Source organism: Methylosinus sp. (assembly GCF_036560965.1).
In the GTDB taxonomy this organism is placed as follows: Bacteria; Pseudomonadota; Alphaproteobacteria; order Rhizobiales; family Beijerinckiaceae; genus Methylosinus.
This window is the reverse complement of sequence record NZ_DATBQF010000029.1, coordinates 54,611-76,474: the sequence shown is the minus strand read 5'-3', so window position 1 is coordinate 76,474 and position 21,864 is coordinate 54,611. Positions and strand designations below refer to the sequence as shown.

Here is a 21,864-nt window from a genome sequence, read left to right as displayed (position 1 = left end):
CCCGTTGATAAGTTCTGCCTTCATGCATGGCTTCAAGCATGGAATGATCCAACGCCCGACCCTCCTCTGGCCAAATCACTTGAAGAGGATCGCGCGTCACTCAAACTTTTTCGAGGTGGGACGCTCGCACCGCTTACGGTGAGCAGCGCCAAGCCGGTGGTCAGACCATCGAGTCCGAGCCCTGCCTGAAACCAGATCGGCAGATAGATCATGAAAGGCCAGAAGCTGAAATTCATGCCTATCGAGCCGAACAGCGCTCCGGAAAAGGGTCGGCTTCGGAACACCGAGAAATCGAACATCGGGTGCGGCGTGATCTGCTCGACAATGATGAAGGCGATGAGGCTGAGGGTGGCTGTGGCGACGATCGCCAGCGCCACCGGGCTGGTGAAACCGAGTTCGCTGCCCTGAGTGATGACGTAGGCGACACAAAAGACAGCCAGTGACAAGGTCGCGATGCCGGGAAGGTCCAGGCGCCGGGCCTCCGGATCTTTCGACTCCCGGACACCACGCAGAGCGAGAATCACCGTCAGCACGGCGATGAAACCGTGGATCAGAAACACCCAGGCCCAGCCCATCAGGGATGCGATTCCGCTGCCGATCACCGGACCGAAGCCGAGACCGAACCCGGTAACGATGCCCCACCAGCCGAAAGCCCGGGCTCGATCGGCCGCCGCGCTGAACTGATGCGAGAGCGCTGCGATCCCACAAATCAGCATGCCGCCGCCGCTCGCGCCTTGGAGCGCGCGCCCGGCGATGAGGATGGTCATGTTGGGGGCCAGGCCGCACAGGACGGACGTGCCGCCGAACGCAACGATGGCCACGACGAGCAGACGCTTGCGCCCGAAACGATCGGCCAGCGTGCCGGTCGCCATGAGGACTGTCGCCACGGCGATGGTGTAGGCGTTCATCGTCCACTGGAGCTCTCGAAAATCGGCGTAAAGGACGTTCTCCAGCGTCGGCAGGATCGCCGGCACGCTGGATATTTCGAAGCCGAACATCAAAGCCGACAAGCAGATGGCGGCCAAGGCAAGGTTGCCTTGCCGCGAGGAAGCAAAGGACATGATCAGGCCTTTCAGCGCCGAGATCACTCGGCGTCTCGCGCGCGGTCGTCGCCCCACGGCGGTAGAGGCCGGGGCGCCACGGCAGTCTTGCGAGCGACGGTTGTCGATGGACCTGATCGTAGGTGAAACTTGACGATATAAGAATGGTATGGCTGAGTATTTCAGAGACAACAAATCTGGATGGTCGATATGGCATCCCTCGATGTCGAGTCGGTGCAGGCTTTCGTGGCCATCGCCGACCTTCAGAGTTTCACGCGAGCAGCGGAAGCCCTCGGCGTCACGCAAGGCGCGATCAGCGTCAAGCTGCGTCGCCTGGAAGAGCGGATCGGCCAGCGGCTGATCGAACGCACGCCGCGCCACGTCCGGCTCTCCGCACATGGCGCTGTCTTCCTCGACCGGGCTCGCGACTTTCTTGCCGCGCACGAAGCCGCGCTGTCGGCGCTCGCTTCCGCGACCCCGCGCCGCTTCGGGCTCGGCATCGCCGCACATGTGGCCGGACCGGAGCTTCCGACCCTTCTGGCGCAACTCAACGCGCATGATCCGGGTCTGCGCATCGAGGTCCGCCTGGAGAATTCGCGCACGCTGCTCGACGCCTTCGATCGCGGAGAACTGGACGCCTGTATCATTCGTCGCGAAGACGACCGGCGTGATGGCGAGATCCTCGGCCCCGAACATTTCGGATGGTTCGCCGCGCCGAATTTCGAGCATCGGCAGGGCGAACCTCTGCGATTGGCGGCTCTGTCGCCTTCCTGTGGCGTGCGCGATATTGCGACCCGCACCCTCGACGAGGCTGGCATCGCCTGGACGGAAGTATTCCTGGGTGGCGGCTCGTCGGCAGTGGCGGCGGCCGTCTCCGCCGGATTAGCCATGGCCATCTTTTCCTGTCGCCTAGCTCCGCCCGGCGCCATCGAAATCGGCGAACGCCTCAGGCTGCCGCGCCTGCCGTCGTCGGAGATCGTGCTGCACTCGACGCTCACCGATCCCAAATCGCGTGCCGCGCTTCGGACATTGGCTGCAGCCTTTCGGGAGCACCGTGCGACGGCCGGATAGCGGGCGCGGGACAAACGCCCGCAGCAGCCGGCTACCTATGTCGGACGGTGTCGCCGGCTTCCTTTTGACGTTGCTGAGGCCTGTTCTGGCGCGAGCTTATCGATGACGATGAAGGTCGGACACGTCCAATACTCGCCCTACGTCGGCGATCGCGATGGATCAGAACCCAGCGCATGATGGTCGTATGGGCGAACGACACGCCGCGTTCCGCTATCATTTTCACGAGAGATCTCGGACGCTGAGCTTGTATCGCAGATTCCAGCGCACGCAGAGAACGATGATTTCGCGGTCGAAATGGCGTCCTTCGAAAAGAACGTCCACGCTCGGCATCGCCCAGAATCCCGGCGTCCGGTTCCGCCCTCCGAAGGATTATGTCCCGCTCACGCCGTCAGTCCAGAACCATCGAAACGCCCCACGTCTAACAAACCCCGCAGGAATCGAGCTTATTTTCACGTGGCGCGGTCCAGGCGAGGCCAGCTCTGACCGTCATCGCTTCGTCGCGGCGAAATAATCTCGAATGCGCGCGGCGAAGCGGATCGCGGCCGGCGTTGTCCTGTCCTCCGGCGCGCTCAGCAGGCAGATCGTGCGGCTGCCGGGGCCTGGTTCCAGCCGCGCGAAATGCAGCGCCGCGACGCCCGAGACGAGTCCTGACACATGGCGCACGTCGGCGGGCACGATCGAGACGTAATCGCCCGTGGCGACGACATTGAGAATGGCCGCGAAAGTATTGAAGGCGATCACGCGCAGCGGCGTCGTATCGGCCTCCGCGAGATAGTCGTCGACTGCCGCCCGCGTGCGAAAGCCATGGCCGAGCAAAGCTATGCTCTCCTCGGACAGGCGCGCCGCCGGGACGCTCTCGGCCTCAGCCAAGCTGTGCCCGCGAGCGCAGACGAACATCAGCGTGTCGGCGTAGAGCGGCTCGGCGCGGCTTTTGGTGTGTGCGCGGGGAAGGCCGACACCCAGATGCAACGTCCCGGCCTCGACTCCGGCGTCGATCTCGTCATTGGCCAATTCCAGAATCTCGAGGTCGATCGCCGGATAGTCGCGCGCGAAATCAGTGACGATCCGCGGGAGATAGAGCGCATTGAAAGTTTGCGTCACGCCGATGCGCAGCTGGCCGCGTTTCAGCCCGCGGTATTCCAGCACGGCCTCGCGCAGCCGCTCCGTCTCCGCCATCACCCGGAGCGCACAGTCGATGGTCAGCAGGCCGGCCTCGGTCGGCTCGACCTTATGCGCGGTTCGCGTGAACAGGGCGACGCCGAGTTCCGCCTCGAGATCCTGTATCTGCTGGGAGAGCGTCGGCTGCGAGACGTTAAGCGAGCGGGCGGCGCGGGTGAAGCTGCGCTCCTCGCCGACGCGGATCAGATAGCGGAGTCGTCGAAAATCCATCGGACTACTATATCATAGGAAAAACCTATTTTCGGTATCGAAAACAAGTCTTGGACCTATTCTCATATTCGAATGAAGAAAGGCTGTCGCAACCAAAAGGGGAGACGGGCCATGTCCGCCCAGCGGGTTTTCCATTCGGCCGATTTCGACAAGACGCCGCCGACATTCGAGGTGATTTTGCCGGAGCGGCTCGCGCATCGCGGCGTCGAGAAGGACGATACGCGCGCCGCCTATTCGGCCGAACGCAAGCATCCAGTGCATTTCATCGATCTACCGTCGCAGTCCATCAGCCTCACGGTCGGCGGGCTCACGCCGGGCGGCCGCTCCAACCGCCATCGCCACACTTATGAGACCATCCTCTATGTGCTCGAGGGGCGCGGCTATTCGATGATCGAGGACCGCCGCATCGAATGGGAGGCGGGAGACGCCGTCTATATTCCGGTGTGGGCCTGGCACCATCACGTCAACGCCGATCCCGACAGGCCTGCGCGCTATCTCGCCTGCGAGAACGCCCCCATGCTCCAGAACGCCGGTCGCCTCGCGATCCGCGAAGAAGCCGAGTGAGGATCGCCATGACCAATGCGACTCGGACCAATGTGATTCGCGGCGTCGTCGCTTATCCGGTCACGCCCTTTTCGACCGATAGCGGGATCGACGCCGCTGCCTTCCGCCGCGTGACGGAAAATCTGCTGCGCTCGCAGCCGGCGGCGATCGCCTTTCTCGGCAGCGCCGGCGAGAGCGCCTATCTGACGGATGAGGAGTGGCGCCATGGCGCCCGCCTCGGCGTCGAGACGGTGGCCGGCCGCGTTCCGGTGATCGTCGGAATCGCCGAGCTGACGACGCCCGCCGCCGTCGCCAAGGCGCGCTACGCCCGCGAGATCGGCGCCGATATGCTGATGGTCATTCCGGTGTCTTATTGGAAGCTGACCGAGGCCGAGATATTCGATCATTACGCAGCGATCGCGGCGGCGACCGATCTGCCGATCATGGCCTATAATAATCCGGGAACCAGCGGCGTGGACATGTCGCCCGAGTTTCTGGTGCGGCTCGTGCGTGAGCTCGATACGGTGCGCTTCATCAAGGAGAGCAGCGGCGATCTCAATCGCATGCACGCGATCCACAAGCTGTCGGACGGCGCGATCCCCTTCTACAACGGCGCCAACCATATGGCGTTGGAGGCGATCGCCGCCGGCGCCGCTGGCTGGTGCACCGCCGCGCCCAATCTGCTCGATGATCGGCCGTCGCGGCTGTTCGATCTGATGCAGGCGGGCGACATCGTGCGCGCGCGGGCGTTGTTCTACGACATTCTGCCGGTGCTGCGATTCATCGTGGCGGGCGGCCTGCCGACCACGGTGAAAGCCGGGCTCGCCCTGCGCGGATTGCCGGCCGGCGCGCCACGGCCGCCGCTGAAGCCCCTCGCCGAGGCCGATCGCCAGAAGCTCGCCGAATTCCTCGCCGCGCTGCGCGTCGAGCCGGCGGCGGTGTGACCTGAGGAGTTGGCCCGCGCCGCGCCCGCGCAGGCAAACGAGGAGGAGGCGGCGATTCTTCGCCGCCTCCGACTTGCGGCGAGCTCATGCGCGTCGCGCTCGGTCTTTCGCGCGAGGATTCAAGCGCGCCGCCTGACCAACCAACCTGCGAGGAAAATTCGCGACAAAGCCGTTTTGGCTCTCTACAGCAGTCGTCCGTCGCTCCGCCGCTCAGCGTGTTAGCAGTCCAGAGCGCGCGATGATCAAGGAAGGCCTAAGTCTTCGGCTCGCGCCCTGGAAGCCCGTCCTACGGCTCCTGCGCCTTCGCTGCGCCAGAGCGTAGCGATCCCGGCGCGCGCCCGATCACCCGCTTGAAGGCGCGGCTGAACGCCGACTGCGAGCCATAACCGAGGCGATGTGCGGCGTCGTCGATAGAGACCTGATCGCGGGCGATCCATTCCGCCGCGAGCCGCATGCGGAGCTCGGTCAGATACCGCAATGGCGTCATGCCGGTCACCGGTCTCTGTTTCATTCTCGGTGCAAAGCGACGGACGCAGCATGCTATAACTATTTGAGACTTAGCGAAAACGTGTCTGATGCGGTAGCGCGGCGTAGCGTCCGGACCTTCGCGACCGAGACTGTCTGAATAGCGAGCAATTGCAGGATGTTCTCGTCACCGTTGCCCATCTGCTGCACCGAGAGGGAAGCAGAACCCAAAAATCCGAGAGCCCCATGCGGCCCGGCGGATGCTCCTGGCGAAATATCGCCTCCTGCTCGGAACCATGGACGGCGCGCCAGTTGCGAATGCGCCGCTCCAGTGTGCGGCGCATTCTGGAGTAGAGCCCCGGATGCCGGCGGCGAAGCTCTTCGAACACGCCGATCGGCCGCAATCCGGGCGCCGCTTTCAGCATGGGGACGACTTCGCTGTCCCACACGTCTTCGAGCGGATCTGGCCGTCAGCGGTCGCGCGGCGCCTTCTTTTGGGAGGGAAGCCCGGGATCCATCTCCAGGCGATAGGCGATAGGCGGTCGTCGGGCTGAAGCCGGCTTTCGCCGCGGCGACGGCGGCGGGATCGGATTTTCTGAACTGCAAGAAGAGCCTCATCTGGCGGTCGTGACATGGCGGCCGGGCAACGAACGGTCCTCCCGAGCGAAAACCGACCCTTCAGCCGGCCCCGCGATTCTCATCCTGATTGACGCTGGACTCTCACCTTGCTTGCCGCGCGGCGCCGCGGAACGATTGGAGTCATATTGTCTCCGATACTCGCCGGATACGCCGCTGCAAGCGCGCTGGAACCAGGACGTCCGCAAATCGGATGGCGCACTGGATAAAGGAGTAATTAAGTATAAACGCCTATTTGGTTAGGACCGCCAGCTCGGAGATCCTACCGTGAAATCGAGTGCCTCTTCGACGAGAACGATGATCGGCTCTCGAAGCCGGCGATCCCGGCTCACGCTCCTCGACGGTCTGCAATTCGTAGCAATCGCATGGGCATTTTTCGTTCCACAGGCCGGGCGGGCTGAGGAAACGATCGATGACGCGATGGATTGGTCGCTGCGCGGCAGCTTTTCGATCAAAGCCGACATCGCCCGCCAGGAATCGTTGGACGCGCGCGTGCTCGGAGCCTACGAGGCGTTTCTGCCGACAGTCACCTGGACGCACAGCCGCAATTTGCACAGCCGCATAAGCTATTCGCCCGATTATACCTGGCTGACATCCAGCTACTACGGCGTCGACATTTCGACCCGTAACGAGCCGACGCTCTATGGTTTGCAGCTCTCTATGCCCTTGTTCGACGGGTTCAAACGATATAATGAATTGCTCGCCGCACAAGATGAGCGAGACGCTGGATTGCATCTGCAATCCGACAAAAAGCAGAGCGTCTCTCTCGAAGCGACCGACGCCTATCTGGCAACGATCCGAGATCGTGAAATCCTCTCGCTTCGCCGGCGCCTGATCAGCGACATTTCCGGAATTGCGGAGAGGGTCAAGGCGCAACTCTCAGTTCACGATACGACGCTCGCGGATTCTGCACTGGCGGACTCCCGCGTCAGCGTCGCCAAAGCATCGTATGAGCAGGCGCAGAGCGAGCTCGCCGCATCCGAAATCGAGCTCGCCCGGCTCACGCGATCGAAGGTCGAAGAATTGGCTCGTCCCGCTGCGCCGAAACACGACATTCCGGCCACGCTCGACGAGCTCGATCAGCTCGTCGCGAAAGACAATCCGAAATTACGCGCCGCTCGTCTCCACGCCTCGGCCGCGAAGCACGAGGCGGACTCGGCTTATTCTCAATTTCTTCCGACCGCCGATCTGCTGGTGTCACGAACCGACGAAACCAATTTGAACTCCGTGCAATCGCGCCTTCGTGACACTACGGTGAAGCTACTATTCAAAGTGCCATTATATCAGCCCGGCTCCTTTTCAACGGTGGGCCGGATGAATGCCACCGCGCGCCAGAAATATTACGAAAGCCTCGATCTCGAACGCTCGGCGATCGCCAGCGCTCGTACGCTTTTCGTCGCGCGTCTCTCGACGATCCGACAAATCGCGCAAATGGCTCGCCGCATCGCCGATCTCGAAAAAGCCGTGGCTGCGCAGAAAGTCGAGCTTTCAGCGGGGTTACGCACGATCGTCGACGTGCTCAATATTCGCTCGGAGTTGACCGAAGCGCGCGTGGCGAAGGCAGCGATGGAGTTTCAACGCGAAAGGCTCGCCTTCGCGCTCGCCGCGGCTGTCGGTCGCCTCGCTCCGCCGATGAGTGCGGCATCCGCCGATAGATGAGAAGAACACAAGCGGCGCGCGCGACAGCCAGATCTTTGGCTGAACGATCACGCGTCCGCGGTGGTCGGCGGTCTCTCCGCGGACTCGCTGAATTTTCTTTCGAGGAAGGCGCCGTCTCTTATCTCGAAGACGCGATCCATATGCGTCAGGACCCGCTCGCTATGGGTCGCGAAAATCTTTGCGCCGGGAAGGGCGCGCAATGATCTCATCATCCGATCCTCCATCGGCATATCGAGATTTGCGGTGACCTCGTCCAGCAAAAGCAGCCGCGGACGTCGACACAGCGCTCTGGCGAGGAGCAGCCGCCGCCTCTGGCCCGTCGACAACAGCGCGCCCTCCTGCGAAACGAGCGTCGCCATGCCTTGCGGAAGCCGATAGACGTCGTCGAGCAATCCGACCGTGTCGAGCGCTTCTTCTATACGTCGCATGGATATGTCCGGATCGAACAGCGCAAGATTTTCTGCGATCGTGCCGGAGAAAAGCACGTCATCGGCGAATACGGCGCCGATGTTGGAGCGGTATTCTTTCAGGCCAAAAACCTCCGTCGCCTGACCGTCGATCAGCAAATGGCCGCGTGACGGCTTGTCCAGCGCCCCGATCAATTTCAGGATAGAGGATTTTCCAGAGCCAGACGGACCGACGATCGCGATCGACTCTCCGGCGGCAACATCGATAGTGAGATCGATGTCCTCCACAAGCGGCTTGGCGCTGGCCGAGAAGCGAACGCATACATTCTCGAGCGCGACGGTTCGGCGCACGATGCGGTTGATCGCGCCCTTGCCGGCGCCGGGCTCCGGCTCGGCGTCCAATATGTCGTCTAGCCGCGCGAAATGCATCTTCATGATCGAAATCTGCAGCAGATTTAGAATGAGCGCGTTCATCGACTGGAAAAAGCTGCCGCGCAGCGAGAAAAACGCGTAGAGCACGCCAACCGAGGCGACGCTCTTCATGACGTCGGTGACGCCCATATAGAGCGTCGTGACAGTCCCCGTCATGAACACGATGTGTAGAATGAGATCCGTATCTATCGACAGCTTGCGGGTGCGGAAGCTCAGATTTGTGAAACGGCCGAAGGCGTCGAACCATCTCTGCGCGAAAAATTCGGTCGCGTTATGAGCTTTGAGCGCGGCCACTCCCTTCAATCCGTCCAGGAGCCGCCCCTGCTCCTCCGAGCGGGCGTCGAGACTCGCGGATGTATGCGCCGCTATCTGCGGATAGGCGACGAGGCGTAGCGCGATCGCCACTGCGAGCGTCAGCAGCGAGGCAATTGTCATTGGCGTCGAATAATAGAACATCAAGGCGACGAGCATGACGGACATCGCACCGTCCGCGATCGCCGTGACGAACCCACCGGCTACGAGACCTTTTATATGATCGATCGAGGTGAGGCGCGTGATGAAATCGCCGGGATGTCTCAGCTCGAAGAAGCTCAGTGGAAGCCGAAAGGCGTGACCGACGACATTGCGCGTGAAATAGGTCTCGAACATCGTCGCAGCGCGTAGTGTTATCGTGTCTCGAATCCATCTCGAAATGGCGTCGAAGCTCACGAAGAGAGCCATTCCGATCGCGACGATCGTCAAGAGGTCGAGATCGAACTGCGGTATGACGTCATCAATCGCCACCTCGAGAAGCACCGGCGTCGTAAGAGAGAAAAGATTGGCGCTGAAGCTCAAGAGCGTGATGAGCGCGATCGTTCCTTCCAGCCCGCGGCAAGATTTGAATACCTCCCAAATTCTGGACTTATTTTGTCGTTTGATCGCAACGAAGTCGATGCGCGGCTCGAACTCGAGAGCGACGCCGCTGAAGTGGCGCTCCATGTCCTCGAGATCATAGATGCGCAACCCGAAGGCGGGATCATGGACATGGAAGGCATTGCGCACGACCTTCTCGAGAACGACGAAATGATTGCCGTTCCAATGGAGAAGCGCCGGGCATTTCAGCTTTTCGAGATCGGAGGAACTCGTCAGCGCGAGGCCTTGCGCGTCGAGCGCGAGCTGTTCGGCGACGCCGACGATCTCGGCGAGGGTCATGCCGCGGCGCGAGGGCTGAAACAGGGAACGAAGATAGGGAAGACCGATGTCGTGATGATGATAATTGGCGATCATCGCAAGGCAGGCGAGGCCGCATTCCATCGCTTCGTTCTGAAGGATCGTATGGATGCTTTTGCTGCCGCCGAACGAAAGAAAGCTCATGTGCGTCCCTGCAAGGCGCGGATCGGATCGAGAACCCAATCGATGAGGCGGCGCTTCTCGACAACGATGTCGGCGGAGAGCGTCGTTCCAATCGTCAGCGGCTGGCGTTCGCCATAGGCGAAGATGGTCGTCTCGTCCGGCTTCACCTCGATGCGGTAATGCGACTGCCTCTCGATCGGGCGTATGTCACCGCCATTCTCCTTCGGAACGCCACGGACCGCCGCTGTGGATATGGAGGTCACGGTCCCCTGATGTATGCCGAACGTCTTGAAGGGGAAGGCGTCATATTTCAACACGACGCGCTGGCCGACCTTGGCGAGGCCGACGGCCTTCGCCGGCGCGTCGAGGACGATGACCGGTTGGGCGTCGGGATTTCCGATAGCGAGAATGAATTGCGCCGCCTCGACCGATTCTCCGCTGGTGACGCCAACGGCGAGAACGCGTCCCGATATGTCGGAGCGTATTACCATTTTCTTTTCGGTGCTCGCGGCCGACAAACGAATGTCGATGGAGGCGAGCGAATTCTGCGCTGCAGATTTCTGATCCGCTTTTTCCGTGATCAGCGCCTCGATCTCGCGGCGCTTCTCGAGCTCCTGCCGCTTGAGATCGATTCGCTTCACGCGCACCTCCGAGAGCTGGCGCTCATATTCGAACGCGGTCCGCTCATGCGCCTCTAGACTGTCGCGGGTGGCGTAGCCTTTGGATACGAGAGCTTGTAGTCGCGCGACGGAAGAACGCGCTTTTTCGAGCGCGCGTCGGACGGTCTCCTCCTGCGCCTCGAGCGCGCGGTAGAGCGATGCGCGTTCCTTGTCCATTTCCGACTGCTGGCTCTGCGCCCTCTTGATGAAGTCAGCGTTGCGATCGATCTGCGCCTGCGTGTTCTCGCGCGTCTGCGCCAGCCGTCGCAGCTCCGTCTCGATCGAGCTCTCGCCGCCGGACGTTGTTTCCGGCACCTTGAGGGCGTAAAGCTGCTGGCCTGCCGACAATGTATCGCCCTGCTTCACGAATAGTTCCGTGACAACGCCATTGCGCTGCGCGGCCAAGCGGGCAAAGCCGCCGGTGCTTTCTATGCTTCCTCGTACTGTCTCCGCTTTCGAAAATCGTCCGAAGAACAGCCCGAGGATGACCGTGCAGGCGATGGCGCCGAAGAGCGCGGCGACGAGAGTCGAGGTCCGATTTTGTCTGAGATCGATCGTCTGTCCGAGACGCGCCAACGATTTTCTCGACGGCTTGGCGTCATCGTCGGCGACAGCTCCTTCGAAGCAATTCGGCTGCTCGACCGAATCGCGTCTCGTACGCGGCGCGCGCGCGTCAATGTCGGTCACCGTCATTGCGCGGCCGCCGTGCTTTCGGAGGAGTGATCGAGATACTCTGCAAATCTCGACCAGAAATACCATTGCGCGGGCGCATCCAGCACGGACCGCTCGATGTGGCGCCGCACCATATCTGCGACGCGCGCTTTTTCCGCGGGCCCTGTCTCCGCGCATTCGAACGGAGCGCCGAGTCTCATCTCGTCGCCGTCGAGCGTCGAGCGAACGCGGGCAGGAACGACGATGCCCTCGGTGATGCGAGCGAAGGAATCGATTCCCATCGCCAGCTTCACCTGCTGGCCGAACAGGCTCGCATCGAAGGAGCCGCCGTAGCTGCCGGGAAGATCGACGAAATAGACGATGACCGCGCCATTGCGCGCGAAACGCGCAGCGTCGACGTAATTGGCTTTTTCCTTTACATTGAGCAGACGCATGTCAATTCCGATCTCGCCGATGCGCTGCATGACGGCGGTTTCCGTCTCGCGATCTTCCCTGGCGCGCAGGATCAGCATAGGCCGGTCGTGAAAGAAGCGTTGCATCATCTTGCCGAAGACGAGCGCGAAGCAGCCCATGTGTATGGGGGCGAGAATGATGGGCTTGCCTGTCGCTGCGACATGCGCCAGCGTATCTTCTCCGTCGATGTGTGCGAAGCGCGCATCCGATTCGAGCTGCCGCACCGTTCGTCGGAGCATCGCCAGCCATTCTAGGCTGACGAGCCGATCATGGAACACCGCCTCGCGATTGAGCCTCTCCGCCTCGATGCCGGAGAGGCGCAGGAATCGGCGAAAGCCGGAATCGATTTCGAAATCGGGGAGACGCTTCGCGGAAGCCGCCGCGCGCCAAGCCAATCTCAGCGCCCGCCGTCTCGCGCGCAGCGGAAGCCGCGCGATCGCTTCGGCGAATGCGAGATCGATCGTCATAGCTCGAACATGGCTATTTGCAGTTAGGAATGGGTTAACAAAGACCGAAAAGCCGCCCGGAGCATGGCTTCGGGCGGCCAGAACGCGAGCGCTATGCGCTCACCTCATTACGAGCAGTCGCTGCTGCTGCCGCAGGCCGGCTTCGGGGCGGGCGTAGGGCACGGGGCCGGAGCCGGAGCGCAGCCCTTGCTGCCGCCGCCGGAAACAACGGACAGTGCGGCCAAATCGATCTTCTTCATCGTTCAACTCCTCATTAGCGACGACTGATTTCTTAGTCGGAGGTCGGCAATGACCTCAGATTGAAATCAATCAACAATCAGCGCTGAAAACAACGTTAAAATTGTAAGCAACAATATTAACCTTAACCAGGCAGACAATTATGAACATTAATGCTTAAGAACACACGATTGATTATATTATTGCAACAGCTATATTTTGAGGAATAATTACATCAAATGGAATTGCCCGATGAGGTTCGACATGAGCACCACAGCGGTTGTAGCGACCCCGACACTGGATGAAATCGTGGTCGAGTTGATCAATATCATGAAGAAACATTCGCAGGCGACCGAGGCGAAACTCGAATGCCAGACGCCACTCGCGGACGCCGGCGTGGATTCCTTCGACGTCGTCGAGCTCATTTTCCAGGTCGAGGACAAGTATGGGATCGCGGTCGACTTCAACGCAAATACCAATCTGACGCCCTCGTCGACGATCGGCGACGTCGCGAGGATGATCATGACCTGCATCGAGAAGGATTGCGCCGCAAAATGAGCCGCATCGTCGTCACTGGGCTGGGCGTCGTCTCGTCGGTCGGCCAGAATAGCGAGGATTTTTGGGCGTCGATCGTTGGCGGCCGGCATAATTTCACCGAAGCGGTCGCCCATCCGGGCTATTCGTTCCGCGTCGGGGCCGTGCCTGGCGAATGGACTCCGGGAGAGTTGCCCCTGCGCTCACTCTCCTTTTGCGACCGCAGCGGTCTCTTCGCTCTATGCGCCGCGCGGGAGGCTCTTGCAAAGGCGGGATTTGGAGCCCGATCCTTCGCGACGCCCGAACGCGTCGCCGTGGTGCTCGGTAATGGTGGCGGCGGCTTGCAGAGCATTCAAGAGCAATACGAGCGGCTCTTCGTCGAGCATAATCCACGCGTGCACCCTTTTACCATCATTCGCGCGATGTGCAGTTCGTCCGCCTCATTGATCTCTCTGGCGTTCGGTACGAAGGGCCCATGCTTCGTGACATCGAGCGCATGCGCCTCGGCGACCCAGGCGATCGGCCTCGCGGCGCAGCTCATTCGCTCCGGCGTCGCCGACGTCGCGATAACCGGCGGCGCAGAAGCGCCGCTCGCGCGGGGCACGCTGCTCGCCTGGCACGCGATGAAAATCGTGAGCCACGACATTTGCCGCCCCTTCTCTCGTAATCGTGACGGGCTGACGATCTCGGAGGGCGCAGGCATTCTGGTGCTCGAATCCGAGGCGCATGCGCGCGCGCGCGGCGTCTCGCCGAAAATTGGCATCGCAGGCTTCGCCTCCAATTCGGATTCGGGAGACATTATCGCTCCTACCGAAGAAGGAATGGCGCGCGCGATGCGCGACGCTCTGCGGGACGCGGGTCTCGGTCCGCATGACATAGACTATATCAACGCCCATGGCACAGGCACCAGAGCGAATGACGCCACTGAGGCGAAGGCAGTGAAAACGGTGTTCGGCGCCGATGCGAAAATCGCCATGTCCTCGACCAAGGGAACGACCGGACATGCGCTGGGCGCGGCGGGCGCGCTCGAAGCCATCGCCACGATATTGGCGATGGAAAATGGAACAGCGCCGCCCACAGCTAATTTTCAGGAAAGCGATCCAGATTGCGATCTCGACGTCCTCCCCAATGAGGCTCGTCCGATGCAGATCGGTGCGGCTCTATCAAACAGTTTCGCTTTCGGAGGCTTGAACGCGACGCTCGTATTCGAGCAGTTATGAATCGCTTCGTTCAGACGGCGCTTCCGTAGGCGAGTGAATATTGGGGTCGCTGGCGTAACGAGTTCGAGCATCTCGTAAGCAAGATCGACGATCTCTTGCCAGAGGGTTGTGTCGCAAATTTTGTCTATGGATGCGACGAGCGTGTGAGAATGACACGGCTTACGCGGCGAGGGCATAGAACTGCTGCGCCGGACGCAATTTGCCACTAACCCGCGACTGTCCCTTTCGGATCATATGCATGAGTTCGATGCCAGAAAGTGTCGCGGACGCCGCTCGAAATGATTTGAAACCCAGCATCGGCCGCGTCACTCGCTTCACCGCTCGATGGTCCTGTTCGACAATATTGTTGAGATATTTGATGCGGCGGATTTCGATGTCCGCTTCATGCTCCGCATTGTAGCTTTCGATCGCTGCCGTGTTGGCGCCGCTCTTGGCGATCGTGATCTTCTCCGGCTTGCCATGCTGCCCGATCGCCTTAGGCAGGGAACGCAACGCGGCTTTGCGATCCCTCTTGGCGGTCAACAGAAAATCGACTGTCGCGCCTGCCTTGTCGACGGCCCGATAGAGATATTTCCAGCGCCCTTTGACCTTCACGTAGGTCTCATCGAGACGCCAGCTGGATCCGATCGCGCGCTTGCGAGCACGGAACTGTTTCTCCAGCAAAGGCGCATACTTGACGACCCTGCGGTTGAGCGTGGAGCGGTCGGCTTCGACGCCTCGCTCTTCCATCATTTCCTCGAGCTGACGATAGCTCATGGGATACGCCACATACCAGCGGACGCCCCACAGGATCACGTCGCGTTCAAAATGGCTGCCCTTGAAATCAATCATCGCGCTATTCCGCCTGCCCCACGCCCGGCGAACATAGCCCCAACCGACCCGCGATAAAAAATTCGCGACAGAACCCAAATGCCCCCCTTAGTTTATGCCCCGCCCGCTATCTGGCGCGCTCCGCATGAAGCGCGACTGCCAAGCAAGAGCGTGGTCGTATTGTTCATCCGCGACGGCTAGAGCCGGCCGAGGTCGTGATCGTCGCGGTGACGTTCGATCTCGTCGAGATGCTCCGATACCCAAGTCGCGAGGTGCATGACCGGGACCGAAAGGGATTGGCCGAGGGCGGTCAACCCATACTCCACCTGCGGCGGCACCGTCGGATAGACTTGCCGCGTCACCATGCCGTCGCGCTCCAGCGCCTTCAGCGTGCGCGTGAGCATCTGTTGTGACACGCCGCCGATCAGCCGTTTCAGCTCGTTAAAGCGGCGCGGCTTCTGTGCGAGGGAGGTGATCGCCAGCACCGTCCACTTGTCGCCCATCCTCGCCAGAACCTGGTTGACGCGACGACATGCGTCATTGGCGCCGGGCGTAGCCGGCGGGGCGGTCACATCCATAGGGCCTGGCCCCACATCTATGCGTTCTTGCGACATGCACTGGTCAATAGCACATTCCTGGTCATCGAAACATACTACCAGGAGCGCACGATGGCTGACAGGAAGACGATCGCAATTTTCGGCGCCGGCATCGGCCTTGGCGCGTCGCTCGCTCGCCATTACGGCAAGCAGGGCTATCAGGTCGCGCTTGTTGCGCGCCATGAAGGCGCGCTTCATGAGCTTACCAGCAAGCTCAAAGACGAAGGGCTTGAGGTGGCTGCCTTTCCGGCCGACCTGACCCATCTTGAAGGGCTCCCCGGCTTGGTCGACGCGATCGAAATGCAGCTCGGCGCCATCGATGTCGCCGTATACGCGCCTGTTCCGTCCGAAGGCGGATTCGTCCCCGCCACCCAACTCGACGCCGCAGCGGTGCAGGAACTCGTTCCCATCTACACGCTCGCGCCGATAGAGCTTGCGTATCGTCTGACCACGATCATGACGCAGCGCGGCGCAGGGGCGATCGTCGTCGTCGGCGGGCTTGCCGCGGTCAGACCCATGCCGGGCCTGAGCGGCGCTCCGGCGCTGATGGCCGCCACTCGCAACTACATCCATGCTCTGCACGGCGGGCTTGCGCCGAGCGGCGTCTTCGCCGGCGCCATCTACATCGGCGCGATGATCGAAGGCTCAACCGGCATGAAGGTCGCCACGTCGGGTGGCCGCACCATCGATCCGCGCCTGACGACCATCTCGCCCGACACGGTCGCGGAAGCGATCTGGAGGCTCACCACGGAGCGCACTCAAGTCGAGGCGATTCTTCCCGCCTTCCCGCAATCCTGAGGCCTCGACCATGCTGCGCATCGACCTCTTCACCGAGATCACCTGCCCTTGGTGCATCATCGGACATCACCGCTTGGACAAGGTCCTGGCTGAACGGTTCCCCGCGCTGGATGTCGATATCCGCCAGCACCCGGTGCTGCTGCTTCCCGACGCCCCGGCAGCGGGTCTCTACATTCCCGACCTTCTCCGCTCACGCTACGGCATCACCGACTCGAAGGCGTCGTTCGCACGACCTGAAGCTGAGGCGCGGGCGTCTGGCCTTCATCTCGACCTGAGCCGCCAGCTTTGGACCTACAGGACGCAGCCGGCGCACGGGCTGGTCCTGGCGGCGCGGGGCCGTGGCACGGAGCATCGCCTCGCGGTCGCGATCACCGACGCCCACTTTCTCGAAGCCAGGAACATCTCTGACGCCAATGTCCTCGCCGATATCGCTGTGGGCTACGGATTCGAGCGCGATGAGGCACGTGCGATCGCGTTGGACCCCGAACAGCACAGGCGTGTCGAGCAAGAGGCCGTCAAGTCCGCAGCGGCGGGCGTGCGGTCGGTCCCCCACTTCGTTTTCGGCGGGCGCATCGCCATAAACGGGGGACGCAGCGAAGATGAGATCGCATCCGCCATCCGTGATGCTGCAAGCGTTGCCGCATCCGCCTAACAGGGGACATCCGGTTCGTCGCCGTAAGGTCGAACTCTGCCGTTGGTATCTATGTGCACACATTCGGCTTAGGCGGCGATCTCGTCGATGATGGGGATTGTTTCCGTATCCCTACGCCGTGGGCCGCCTTTTCGGGGAATAGAGCGAGGCAAGCTGCACAGCATGGGTCGGATGACATTGATCACGGGCCGCGAGCGGCGGCGCCGATGGAGAGACGAGGACCGGACGCGGATATTGGCGGCGATCGCCGAGCCGGGCGCCGTGGTCGCCGATGTGGCGCGGCGCGAGGACGTTTGCACGAGCCTCGTCTACAAATGGCGGCGCGCGGCGCAGCGGGAGGCAAGGGCCGCTGTGTGCGGATTTTCGCCGGTGATCATCGAGCCCGCAGACTGCTGGAGCCGATCGGAAACATTCCGCCGGCCGAAGCCGAAGCGCGCTATTATGCGCAACTCGAGGAGCCCGCCATCCCCGCGTGACTCAGACCAAATGGCCTCCGGCGATCCCGGCGCGGTTCAAGAGGCAAGGCACCGAGCATGGCGGCGAAGGTCGTCATGAGAATCGGTCGCAGCCGCTCCTTCGCAGCGAGAGTGACGGCGTCTTCGGAGCTGAGCGTCTTCTCCCTCTCCGCCTGCAGCGCGAAATCGACGAGCATGATCCCGTTCTTCTCGACGACGTTGATCAGCAACAAGGCGCCGATGAAGGCGATGACCGAGAATTCGGTCCCGATCGCCTCCAGCGCCAACAGCGCTCCGAGATCGGCGGACGGCAATGTGGAAATGATCGTGAGCGGATGGATTAAGCAGAAAAATCGCGAGCTGGCGAGAGGATTATCTCGCCTCAACCTGTTGACCCGGATTCGGAGCCCTGGATCGAAAGCGGAGGCGGAATCGAACCACCCTTTTTGACCCGGAGGAGCCGCGTCCCGCCCGCGTGGCCGAAGGCCGGTTACGGCCGATCGGGCTTGCATATTTATATATTCATAGTAGGGTTATAGATATATCGTCGGATTCGGGCTCGCCGCCTTCCCGATACGACTTTTGGCAGAGGGATGACCGGATGAAAAAGCCTTTGAGGAAAGCATATTTCGCGCTTCTGCTCGGTAGTTCATGGGCGCCCCTAGCCCTTGCCGCGGACCAACCGCCGACGGAAACAGCGCCGCGGGCCGCCACAGGCCGCCCCCACTGGGCCTATCAGCCCGTGCGGCGTCCGGAAATCCCGGATGTCGCGAATACATCATGGACGCGATCGCCGATCGACTCCTTCATTCTGACGAAGATCGAAGCCGCCAAGCTCGCTCCTTCGCCGAGCGCCGAACGCGCCGCCTTCATCCGCCGCGCGACTTTGGACGTCTGGGGCCTCATCCCCGAGCCCGAGGACGTCGCCGCCTTCGTCAATGACTCCTCTCCGGACGCCTATGAGACGCTCGTCGACAGATTGCTCGCCTCGCCCCGTTATGGCGAGCGGCAGGCGCGCCGCTGGCTCGATCTCGCCCGCTATGCCGACAGCGCCGGCTTCCAGGGCGATGTGACGCGCCCCAATTTCTTCCGCTATCGCGACTATGTCGTCCAGTCCTTCAACGAGGACAAACCCTATTCGCGCTTCATCCAGGAGCAGATCGCGGCGGACGAGATCGCGCCCGGAGATCAAAAAGCGTTGGTCGCAACCGGCTTTCTCGCGAGCTACACGGATAATCCCAACGCCCGCGATCTGATCGGCAGAAAATATCAGATCACGACCGACATCACCGACACGATCGGCACGGCCATTCTCGGCGCCACGGTCGGCTGCGCGCGCTGCCACAATCACAAGTCGGACAAGATCACCCAGAAGGACTATTTCTCGCTCCAGGCCTTTTTCGCTAATACGGCCTTCGACGAGAAACTCCCCGCCGCCAAAGGCGAGCAGGAGATCGAATATCAAAAGGCGCTCGCAAAATACCAGACCGCGGCGAAGGATATTCTCGACACGCAGAAGGCGATCATCGAGCAGATTCGCGAGAAGGCCTCGGCCTTCTACAAGGAGCGCTACAATCCCGATGCGCGCGCGTCGATCTTCAAGCCGAAGAGCGAATGGAACGCCCTCGATCGCTGGGTGAATTATCGCGCCGACACGGTCACCGATCAGCCGGCGCTGGCGAATTATCTGCGCGACATCGCCAATGACGCGCAGAGCCCCGATCATACGCCGGAGGCGATCGCGAAATGGGCAGAGTATCAGAAGCTCACGGAAGAGCTGAAAAAGTTTGAGAAGCTGAAGCCGACGCGCGGCGCCGACACATTCACCGCGGCGACCGAGCTCGGACATTCCGACGCGCCGCCGACCCATATCTTCTTCGGCGGCAATCACGAGCGTCCGCTCGATGAGGTGCAGCCGGCCTTTCCGGAGGCTTTCGCCAATGGCGAGACCCCGGTCATCACGCCGACGGCGACCTCCTCCGGCCGCCGTACGGCGCTCGCCAATTGGCTCGTGAGCCCGAACAATCCGCTCACGGCGCGCGTCTTCGTGAACCGCGTATGGAATGAATATTTCGGCAGAGGAATCGTCGGCACGGTGAGCGATTTCGGCAAGGCCGGCGACAAGCCGACCAATCCGGAGCTGCTCGATTATCTCGCCGATGATTTCATCAGAGGCGGCTGGAGGATAAAGAAGCTGCATCGGCAGATTCTCCTGTCGAGCGTCTATCGGCAGTCCTCGGCGCATCGCGAGGATGTCGCGGCCGCCGATCCGGAGAACAAGCTGCTCGCCGTCTTCCCGCGCAAGCGCCTCGACGCCGAGCAGATCCGCGACTCCTTCCTGCTCGCCTCCGGGCGTCTCGAAAAAGGATTGGGCGGCCCCGCCGTCTTCCCGCCCCTGCCCGCCAATCTCAATGTCGGCCCGGCCTGGGAGGCCTCGAGCAATCCGCACGAGATCAATCGGCGCAGCCTCTACATCTTCGCGCGGCGCAGTGTTCCCTATCCGTTGCTCGAAACTTTCGACCTGAATAATCCTCAACAGGCGCACAGCAAGCGCGACGTCACCACGACGCCTCTCCAAGCGCTCACCCTCGTCAACAACGACTTGGTCTTCCAATGGTCACAGGCGCTCGCCGGCCGCGTGATCCATGAGGCGGGCGCGAGTGAGAGCGCGCGCGTCGAGCGGCTGTATCAAATCTTGTTCGCTCGAAATCCCGACGACTATGAGCGATCGGCGCTGAAAGACTTTCTCGACGAGCATGAGAAGCTGATCGCGAGCAAAGCGACCGAAGGCAAATTCTCGATCGCCGTTCCGACCGGCGAGGATGTGAAGACAAGCGATCCCATACGCGCCTCGGCCTTCGTCGATCTCGTGCATACGGTCGCCAATTCCAACGAGTTCATCTACCGCTTCTGACAAAATCGCATCTTTCGCAAGGAAAGGACTCTCATCATGAGCAAGACGCGTCGAGAATGGCTGTTCAACGCCGGATATGGCCTCGGCGGAGTGGCGCTGAACGGCTTCATGCCGAGCGGCGGCGTATTTTCGGTTCCGCTCGCGCAAGCGGCGGCGACCTTCGTCGATCCGCTCGCCAAGAGGGAGCCGCATTTCGCGCCCAAGGTGAAATCGGTCATCTGGCTGCATATGGACGGCGCGCCCAGCACGCTGGATCTCTATGATTACAAGCCCGAGCTCGTCCGCCTCGCCGGCCAGGAGGTCCCGGAGTCTTTTCTCAAAGGTCTCCAGGTCACGACCTCCGGCGGCGCCGGCAAGCTCTTCGCCTCCCAACGCACATGGAAGCAATATGGCCAGAGCGGCGCCTGGTTCTCCGACCTCCTGCCCAATCTCGCCGAGCACGCCGACAAGCTCACTTTCATCAAATCGAGCGTCACTGTCGGCGCGACGCATGACATCTCCATCCTCAAGCTCAACACCGGCGATGTGACGCCCGGCCGTCCGTCGCTCGGCGCCTGGGTCACTTACGCGCTGGGCTCCGCGAATCCGGACTTGCCGCCTTATGTGGTGCTTTATAGCGGCAAGCGCGAGCCGCGCGGCGGCTCGGTGAATTGGAACTCCGGCTTCCTGCCCGCGGTCTATCAGGGAACCGCCTTTCGTCCCGGCGCGTCGCCAATTCTCAATCTCGACAAGCCGGAGCTCATCGTCGCCGACCAGCAGCGCGATAATCTCGATCTCTTGCGCAAGCTCAACGAGCATAAGTCCGGCGAGCAGCCGTCCGACACGGAGCTGCAAGCGCGCACGCGCTCTTACGAGCTCGCCTATCGTATGGAATCTTCAGCTCCCGAAGCGGTCGATCTCGCCAAGGAAACGGCGGCCACCAAGGCGCTCTATGGTCTCGATAATGACGCGACCAAAGACTACGGCACCGTTCTGCTGCGCGCGCGACGTCTAGTGGAGCGCGGGGTGCGGTTCATCCAGGTCGTCTCCGGTCCCGTCGACGGCATCAATGACGATAATAAGAATTGGGACGCGCATCGCAAGCTCGAGGAGAATCACGGCGCCAATACGCGGGCGATCGACAAGCCGATCGCCGGTCTCCTCGCCGATCTCGCGGCGCGCGGACTGCTTGACGAGACGCTCGTCGTGTGGACGTCGGAGTTCGGCCGCACGTCATACGGCCAGAGCGGCGACGGCCGCGACCACAATCCGTGGGGCTATACGCAATGGCTCGCCGGCGGCGGCCTGAAGCACGGCCTCACTTATGGCGCGACCGACGAGATCGGCCTCAAGACGGTCGAGAATCCAGTCGACACCTACGATCTCCATGCGACTGTGCTTCAGCTGCTCGGCCTCGATCATCTGAAAACGGTCTATTTGCGCGCGGGCCGCGCCGAGCGTCCGACGGTCGTCTATGGAAAGGTCGTAGCGGATATTCTCGCCTGAGAGGGACAAATCGAG

Annotated in this window: 18 protein-coding genes and 4 pseudogenes; 12 read left to right on the top strand and 10 right to left on the bottom strand. The window is 61.7% G+C overall.

Annotated elements, in window-relative coordinates; genetic code table 11:
- Nucleotides 1-113: 113 nt before the first annotated feature.
- Nucleotides 114-1,061 (bottom strand): annotated as a pseudogene (locus VIF40_RS09870) (MFS transporter); the annotation flags it as partial.
- 189 nt (nt 1,062-1,250) lie between these two features.
- On the opposite strand from VIF40_RS09870, the gene VIF40_RS09865 reads away from it, so the two are divergent.
- On the top strand, nt 1,251-2,111 hold the full coding sequence (locus VIF40_RS09865) for a LysR family transcriptional regulator (protein WP_331937347.1): 861 nt from the start codon (nt 1,251-1,253) through the stop codon (nt 2,109-2,111).
- Between the two features lie 486 nt (nt 2,112-2,597).
- Here the strand turns inward: VIF40_RS09865 and VIF40_RS09855 are convergent, their stop codons facing one another.
- A complete protein-coding gene (locus VIF40_RS09855; protein ID WP_331937346.1) occupies nt 2,598-3,500 on the bottom strand; it encodes a LysR substrate-binding domain-containing protein in 903 nt (300 codons plus the stop codon).
- Nucleotides 3,501-3,611: 111 nt separating this feature from the next.
- Here VIF40_RS09855 and VIF40_RS09850 point away from each other — a divergent pair, with 111 nt between their 5' ends.
- Complete coding sequence (locus VIF40_RS09850; RefSeq protein WP_331937345.1) at nt 3,612-4,064, top strand: cupin domain-containing protein; 453 nt, start codon at nt 3,612-3,614, stop codon at nt 4,062-4,064.
- Nucleotides 4,065-4,072: 8 nt separating this feature from the next.
- Complete coding sequence (locus VIF40_RS09845; RefSeq protein ID WP_331937344.1) at nt 4,073-4,987, top strand: dihydrodipicolinate synthase family protein; 915 nt, start codon at nt 4,073-4,075, stop codon at nt 4,985-4,987.
- Between the two features lie 286 nt (nt 4,988-5,273).
- Here the strand turns inward: VIF40_RS09845 and VIF40_RS09840 are convergent, their stop codons facing one another.
- Together VIF40_RS09840 and VIF40_RS09835 are read right to left on the bottom strand one after the other, a co-directional pair.
- Nucleotides 5,274-5,498, bottom strand: coding sequence for a helix-turn-helix transcriptional regulator (locus VIF40_RS09840; RefSeq protein ID WP_331937343.1), 225 nt, complete (start codon nt 5,496-5,498; stop codon nt 5,274-5,276).
- A gap of 184 nt (nt 5,499-5,682) precedes the next feature.
- A pseudogene (locus VIF40_RS09835) lies at nt 5,683-6,099 on the bottom strand (IS21 family transposase); the annotation flags it as partial.
- A 409-nt stretch (nt 6,100-6,508) separates the two neighbouring features.
- Here VIF40_RS09835 and VIF40_RS09830 point away from each other — a divergent pair.
- Nucleotides 6,509-7,747, top strand: coding sequence for a TolC family protein (locus tag VIF40_RS09830; RefSeq protein WP_331937342.1), 1,239 nt, complete (start codon nt 6,509-6,511; stop codon nt 7,745-7,747).
- 47 nt (nt 7,748-7,794) lie between these two features.
- Here VIF40_RS09830 and VIF40_RS09825 read toward each other — a convergent pair whose 3' ends face one another.
- From VIF40_RS09825 to VIF40_RS09815, 3 genes are read right to left on the bottom strand one after another with little or no spacing between them, the layout of a single operon-like run.
- On the bottom strand, nt 7,795-9,939 hold the full coding sequence (locus VIF40_RS09825; RefSeq protein WP_331937341.1) for a peptidase domain-containing ABC transporter: 2,145 nt from the start codon (nt 9,937-9,939) through the stop codon (nt 7,795-7,797).
- On the bottom strand, nt 9,936-11,270 hold the full coding sequence (locus tag VIF40_RS09820; RefSeq protein WP_331937340.1) for an HlyD family secretion protein: 1,335 nt from the start codon (nt 11,268-11,270) through the stop codon (nt 9,936-9,938). Before VIF40_RS09820 ends, VIF40_RS09825 begins: the two co-directional genes overlap by 4 nt.
- A complete protein-coding gene (locus VIF40_RS09815; protein ID WP_331937339.1) occupies nt 11,267-12,169 on the bottom strand; it encodes a hypothetical protein in 903 nt (300 codons plus the stop codon). The genes VIF40_RS09820 and VIF40_RS09815 overlap by 4 nt, the downstream gene beginning before the upstream one ends.
- A 93-nt stretch (nt 12,170-12,262) precedes the next feature.
- Here VIF40_RS09815 and VIF40_RS09810 point away from each other — a divergent pair, with 93 nt between their 5' ends.
- The 3 genes from VIF40_RS09810 to VIF40_RS09800 all read left to right on the top strand — a co-directional run bounded on the left by VIF40_RS09810 (nt 12,263) and on the right by VIF40_RS09800 (nt 14,139).
- Nucleotides 12,263-12,436, top strand: a complete 174-nt coding sequence (locus VIF40_RS09810) for a hypothetical protein (RefSeq protein ID WP_331937338.1) — start codon at nt 12,263-12,265, stop codon at nt 12,434-12,436.
- 201 nt (nt 12,437-12,637) lie between these two features.
- Nucleotides 12,638-12,943 (top strand): acyl carrier protein, encoded by a 306-nt coding sequence (locus VIF40_RS09805; protein WP_331937337.1) that lies wholly within the window; start codon nt 12,638-12,640, stop codon nt 12,941-12,943.
- On the top strand, nt 12,940-14,139 hold the full coding sequence (locus VIF40_RS09800; RefSeq protein ID WP_331937336.1) for a beta-ketoacyl-[acyl-carrier-protein] synthase family protein: 1,200 nt from the start codon (nt 12,940-12,942) through the stop codon (nt 14,137-14,139). Before VIF40_RS09805 ends, VIF40_RS09800 begins: the two co-directional genes overlap by 4 nt.
- Before the next feature lie 159 nt (nt 14,140-14,298).
- Here the strand turns inward: VIF40_RS09800 and VIF40_RS09795 are convergent, their stop codons facing one another.
- Both VIF40_RS09795 and VIF40_RS09790 read right to left on the bottom strand, forming a co-directional pair.
- Nucleotides 14,299-14,970 (bottom strand): IS6 family transposase, encoded by a 672-nt coding sequence (locus tag VIF40_RS09795; protein ID WP_331937335.1) that lies wholly within the window; start codon nt 14,968-14,970, stop codon nt 14,299-14,301.
- A 176-nt stretch (nt 14,971-15,146) separates the two neighbouring features.
- Nucleotides 15,147-15,527: a helix-turn-helix domain-containing protein gene (locus tag VIF40_RS09790; RefSeq protein ID WP_331937334.1), complete on the bottom strand. Its 381-nt coding sequence runs from the start codon at nt 15,525-15,527 to the stop codon at nt 15,147-15,149.
- A gap of 90 nt (nt 15,528-15,617) precedes the next feature.
- Here VIF40_RS09790 and VIF40_RS09785 point away from each other — a divergent pair, with 90 nt between their 5' ends.
- From VIF40_RS09785 to VIF40_RS21450, 3 genes and pseudogenes are all read left to right on the top strand, one after another.
- Nucleotides 15,618-16,343 (top strand): SDR family NAD(P)-dependent oxidoreductase, encoded by a 726-nt coding sequence (locus tag VIF40_RS09785; protein WP_331937333.1) that lies wholly within the window; start codon nt 15,618-15,620, stop codon nt 16,341-16,343.
- Nucleotides 16,344-16,353: 10 nt separating this feature from the next.
- The gene (locus VIF40_RS09780; protein WP_331937332.1) at nt 16,354-16,995 is read left to right on the top strand and encodes a DsbA family protein; all 642 of its coding nucleotides are present in this window, start codon (nt 16,354-16,356) and stop codon (nt 16,993-16,995) included.
- A gap of 87 nt (nt 16,996-17,082) precedes the next feature.
- Nucleotides 17,083-17,322: pseudogene (locus VIF40_RS21450) on the top strand (transposase); the annotation flags it as partial.
- 139 nt (nt 17,323-17,461) lie between these two features.
- On the opposite strand, the pseudogene VIF40_RS09775 reads toward VIF40_RS21450, so the two are convergent.
- Nucleotides 17,462-17,794, bottom strand: a pseudogene (locus VIF40_RS09775) (efflux RND transporter permease subunit); the annotation flags it as partial.
- Between the two features lie 257 nt (nt 17,795-18,051).
- On the opposite strand from VIF40_RS09775, the gene VIF40_RS09770 reads away from it, so the two are divergent.
- Entirely contained in the window at nt 18,052-20,364 is a 2,313-nt protein-coding gene (locus VIF40_RS09770; protein WP_331937331.1) for a DUF1549 and DUF1553 domain-containing protein, read from the top strand.
- A 36-nt stretch (nt 20,365-20,400) separates the two neighbouring features.
- The gene (locus tag VIF40_RS09765; RefSeq protein ID WP_331937330.1) at nt 20,401-21,849 is read left to right on the top strand and encodes a DUF1501 domain-containing protein; all 1,449 of its coding nucleotides are present in this window, start codon (nt 20,401-20,403) and stop codon (nt 21,847-21,849) included.
- The last annotated feature ends 15 nt before the right edge of the window (nt 21,850-21,864 follow it).

What these genes read in the sequence shown, in the direction of transcription:
- VIF40_RS09845 (WP_331937344.1), top strand. Translation starts at nt 4,073, where the DNA reads ATGACCAATGCGACTCGGACCAATGTGATTCGCGGCGTCGTCGCTTAT.
- VIF40_RS09810 (WP_331937338.1), top strand. Translation starts at nt 12,263, where the DNA reads ATGCGCTCACCTCATTACGAGCAGTCGCTGCTGCTGCCGCAGGCCGGC.
- VIF40_RS09840 (WP_331937343.1), bottom strand. Translation starts at nt 5,498, where the DNA reads ATGAAACAGAGACCGGTGACCGGCATGACGCCATTGCGGTATCTGACC.
- VIF40_RS09800 (WP_331937336.1), top strand. Translation starts at nt 12,940, where the DNA reads ATGAGCCGCATCGTCGTCACTGGGCTGGGCGTCGTCTCGTCGGTCGGC.
- VIF40_RS09765 (WP_331937330.1), top strand. Translation starts at nt 20,401, where the DNA reads ATGAGCAAGACGCGTCGAGAATGGCTGTTCAACGCCGGATATGGCCTC.
- VIF40_RS09815 (WP_331937339.1), bottom strand. Translation starts at nt 12,169, where the DNA reads ATGACGATCGATCTCGCATTCGCCGAAGCGATCGCGCGGCTTCCGCTG.
- VIF40_RS09865 (WP_331937347.1), top strand. Translation starts at nt 1,251, where the DNA reads ATGGCATCCCTCGATGTCGAGTCGGTGCAGGCTTTCGTGGCCATCGCC.
- VIF40_RS09770 (WP_331937331.1), top strand. Translation starts at nt 18,052, where the DNA reads ATGAAAAAGCCTTTGAGGAAAGCATATTTCGCGCTTCTGCTCGGTAGT.
- VIF40_RS09790 (WP_331937334.1), bottom strand. Translation starts at nt 15,527, where the DNA reads ATGGATGTGACCGCCCCGCCGGCTACGCCCGGCGCCAATGACGCATGT.
- VIF40_RS09785 (WP_331937333.1), top strand. Translation starts at nt 15,618, where the DNA reads ATGGCTGACAGGAAGACGATCGCAATTTTCGGCGCCGGCATCGGCCTT.
- VIF40_RS09805 (WP_331937337.1), top strand. Translation starts at nt 12,638, where the DNA reads ATGAGGTTCGACATGAGCACCACAGCGGTTGTAGCGACCCCGACACTG.
- VIF40_RS09780 (WP_331937332.1), top strand. Translation starts at nt 16,354, where the DNA reads ATGCTGCGCATCGACCTCTTCACCGAGATCACCTGCCCTTGGTGCATC.
- VIF40_RS09795 (WP_331937335.1), bottom strand. Translation starts at nt 14,970, where the DNA reads ATGATTGATTTCAAGGGCAGCCATTTTGAACGCGACGTGATCCTGTGG.
- VIF40_RS09820 (WP_331937340.1), bottom strand. Translation starts at nt 11,270, where the DNA reads ATGACGGTGACCGACATTGACGCGCGCGCGCCGCGTACGAGACGCGAT.
- VIF40_RS09825 (WP_331937341.1), bottom strand. Translation starts at nt 9,939, where the DNA reads ATGAGCTTTCTTTCGTTCGGCGGCAGCAAAAGCATCCATACGATCCTT.
- VIF40_RS09850 (WP_331937345.1), top strand. Translation starts at nt 3,612, where the DNA reads ATGTCCGCCCAGCGGGTTTTCCATTCGGCCGATTTCGACAAGACGCCG.
- VIF40_RS09830 (WP_331937342.1), top strand. Translation starts at nt 6,509, where the DNA reads ATGGATTGGTCGCTGCGCGGCAGCTTTTCGATCAAAGCCGACATCGCC.
- VIF40_RS09855 (WP_331937346.1), bottom strand. Translation starts at nt 3,500, where the DNA reads ATGGATTTTCGACGACTCCGCTATCTGATCCGCGTCGGCGAGGAGCGC.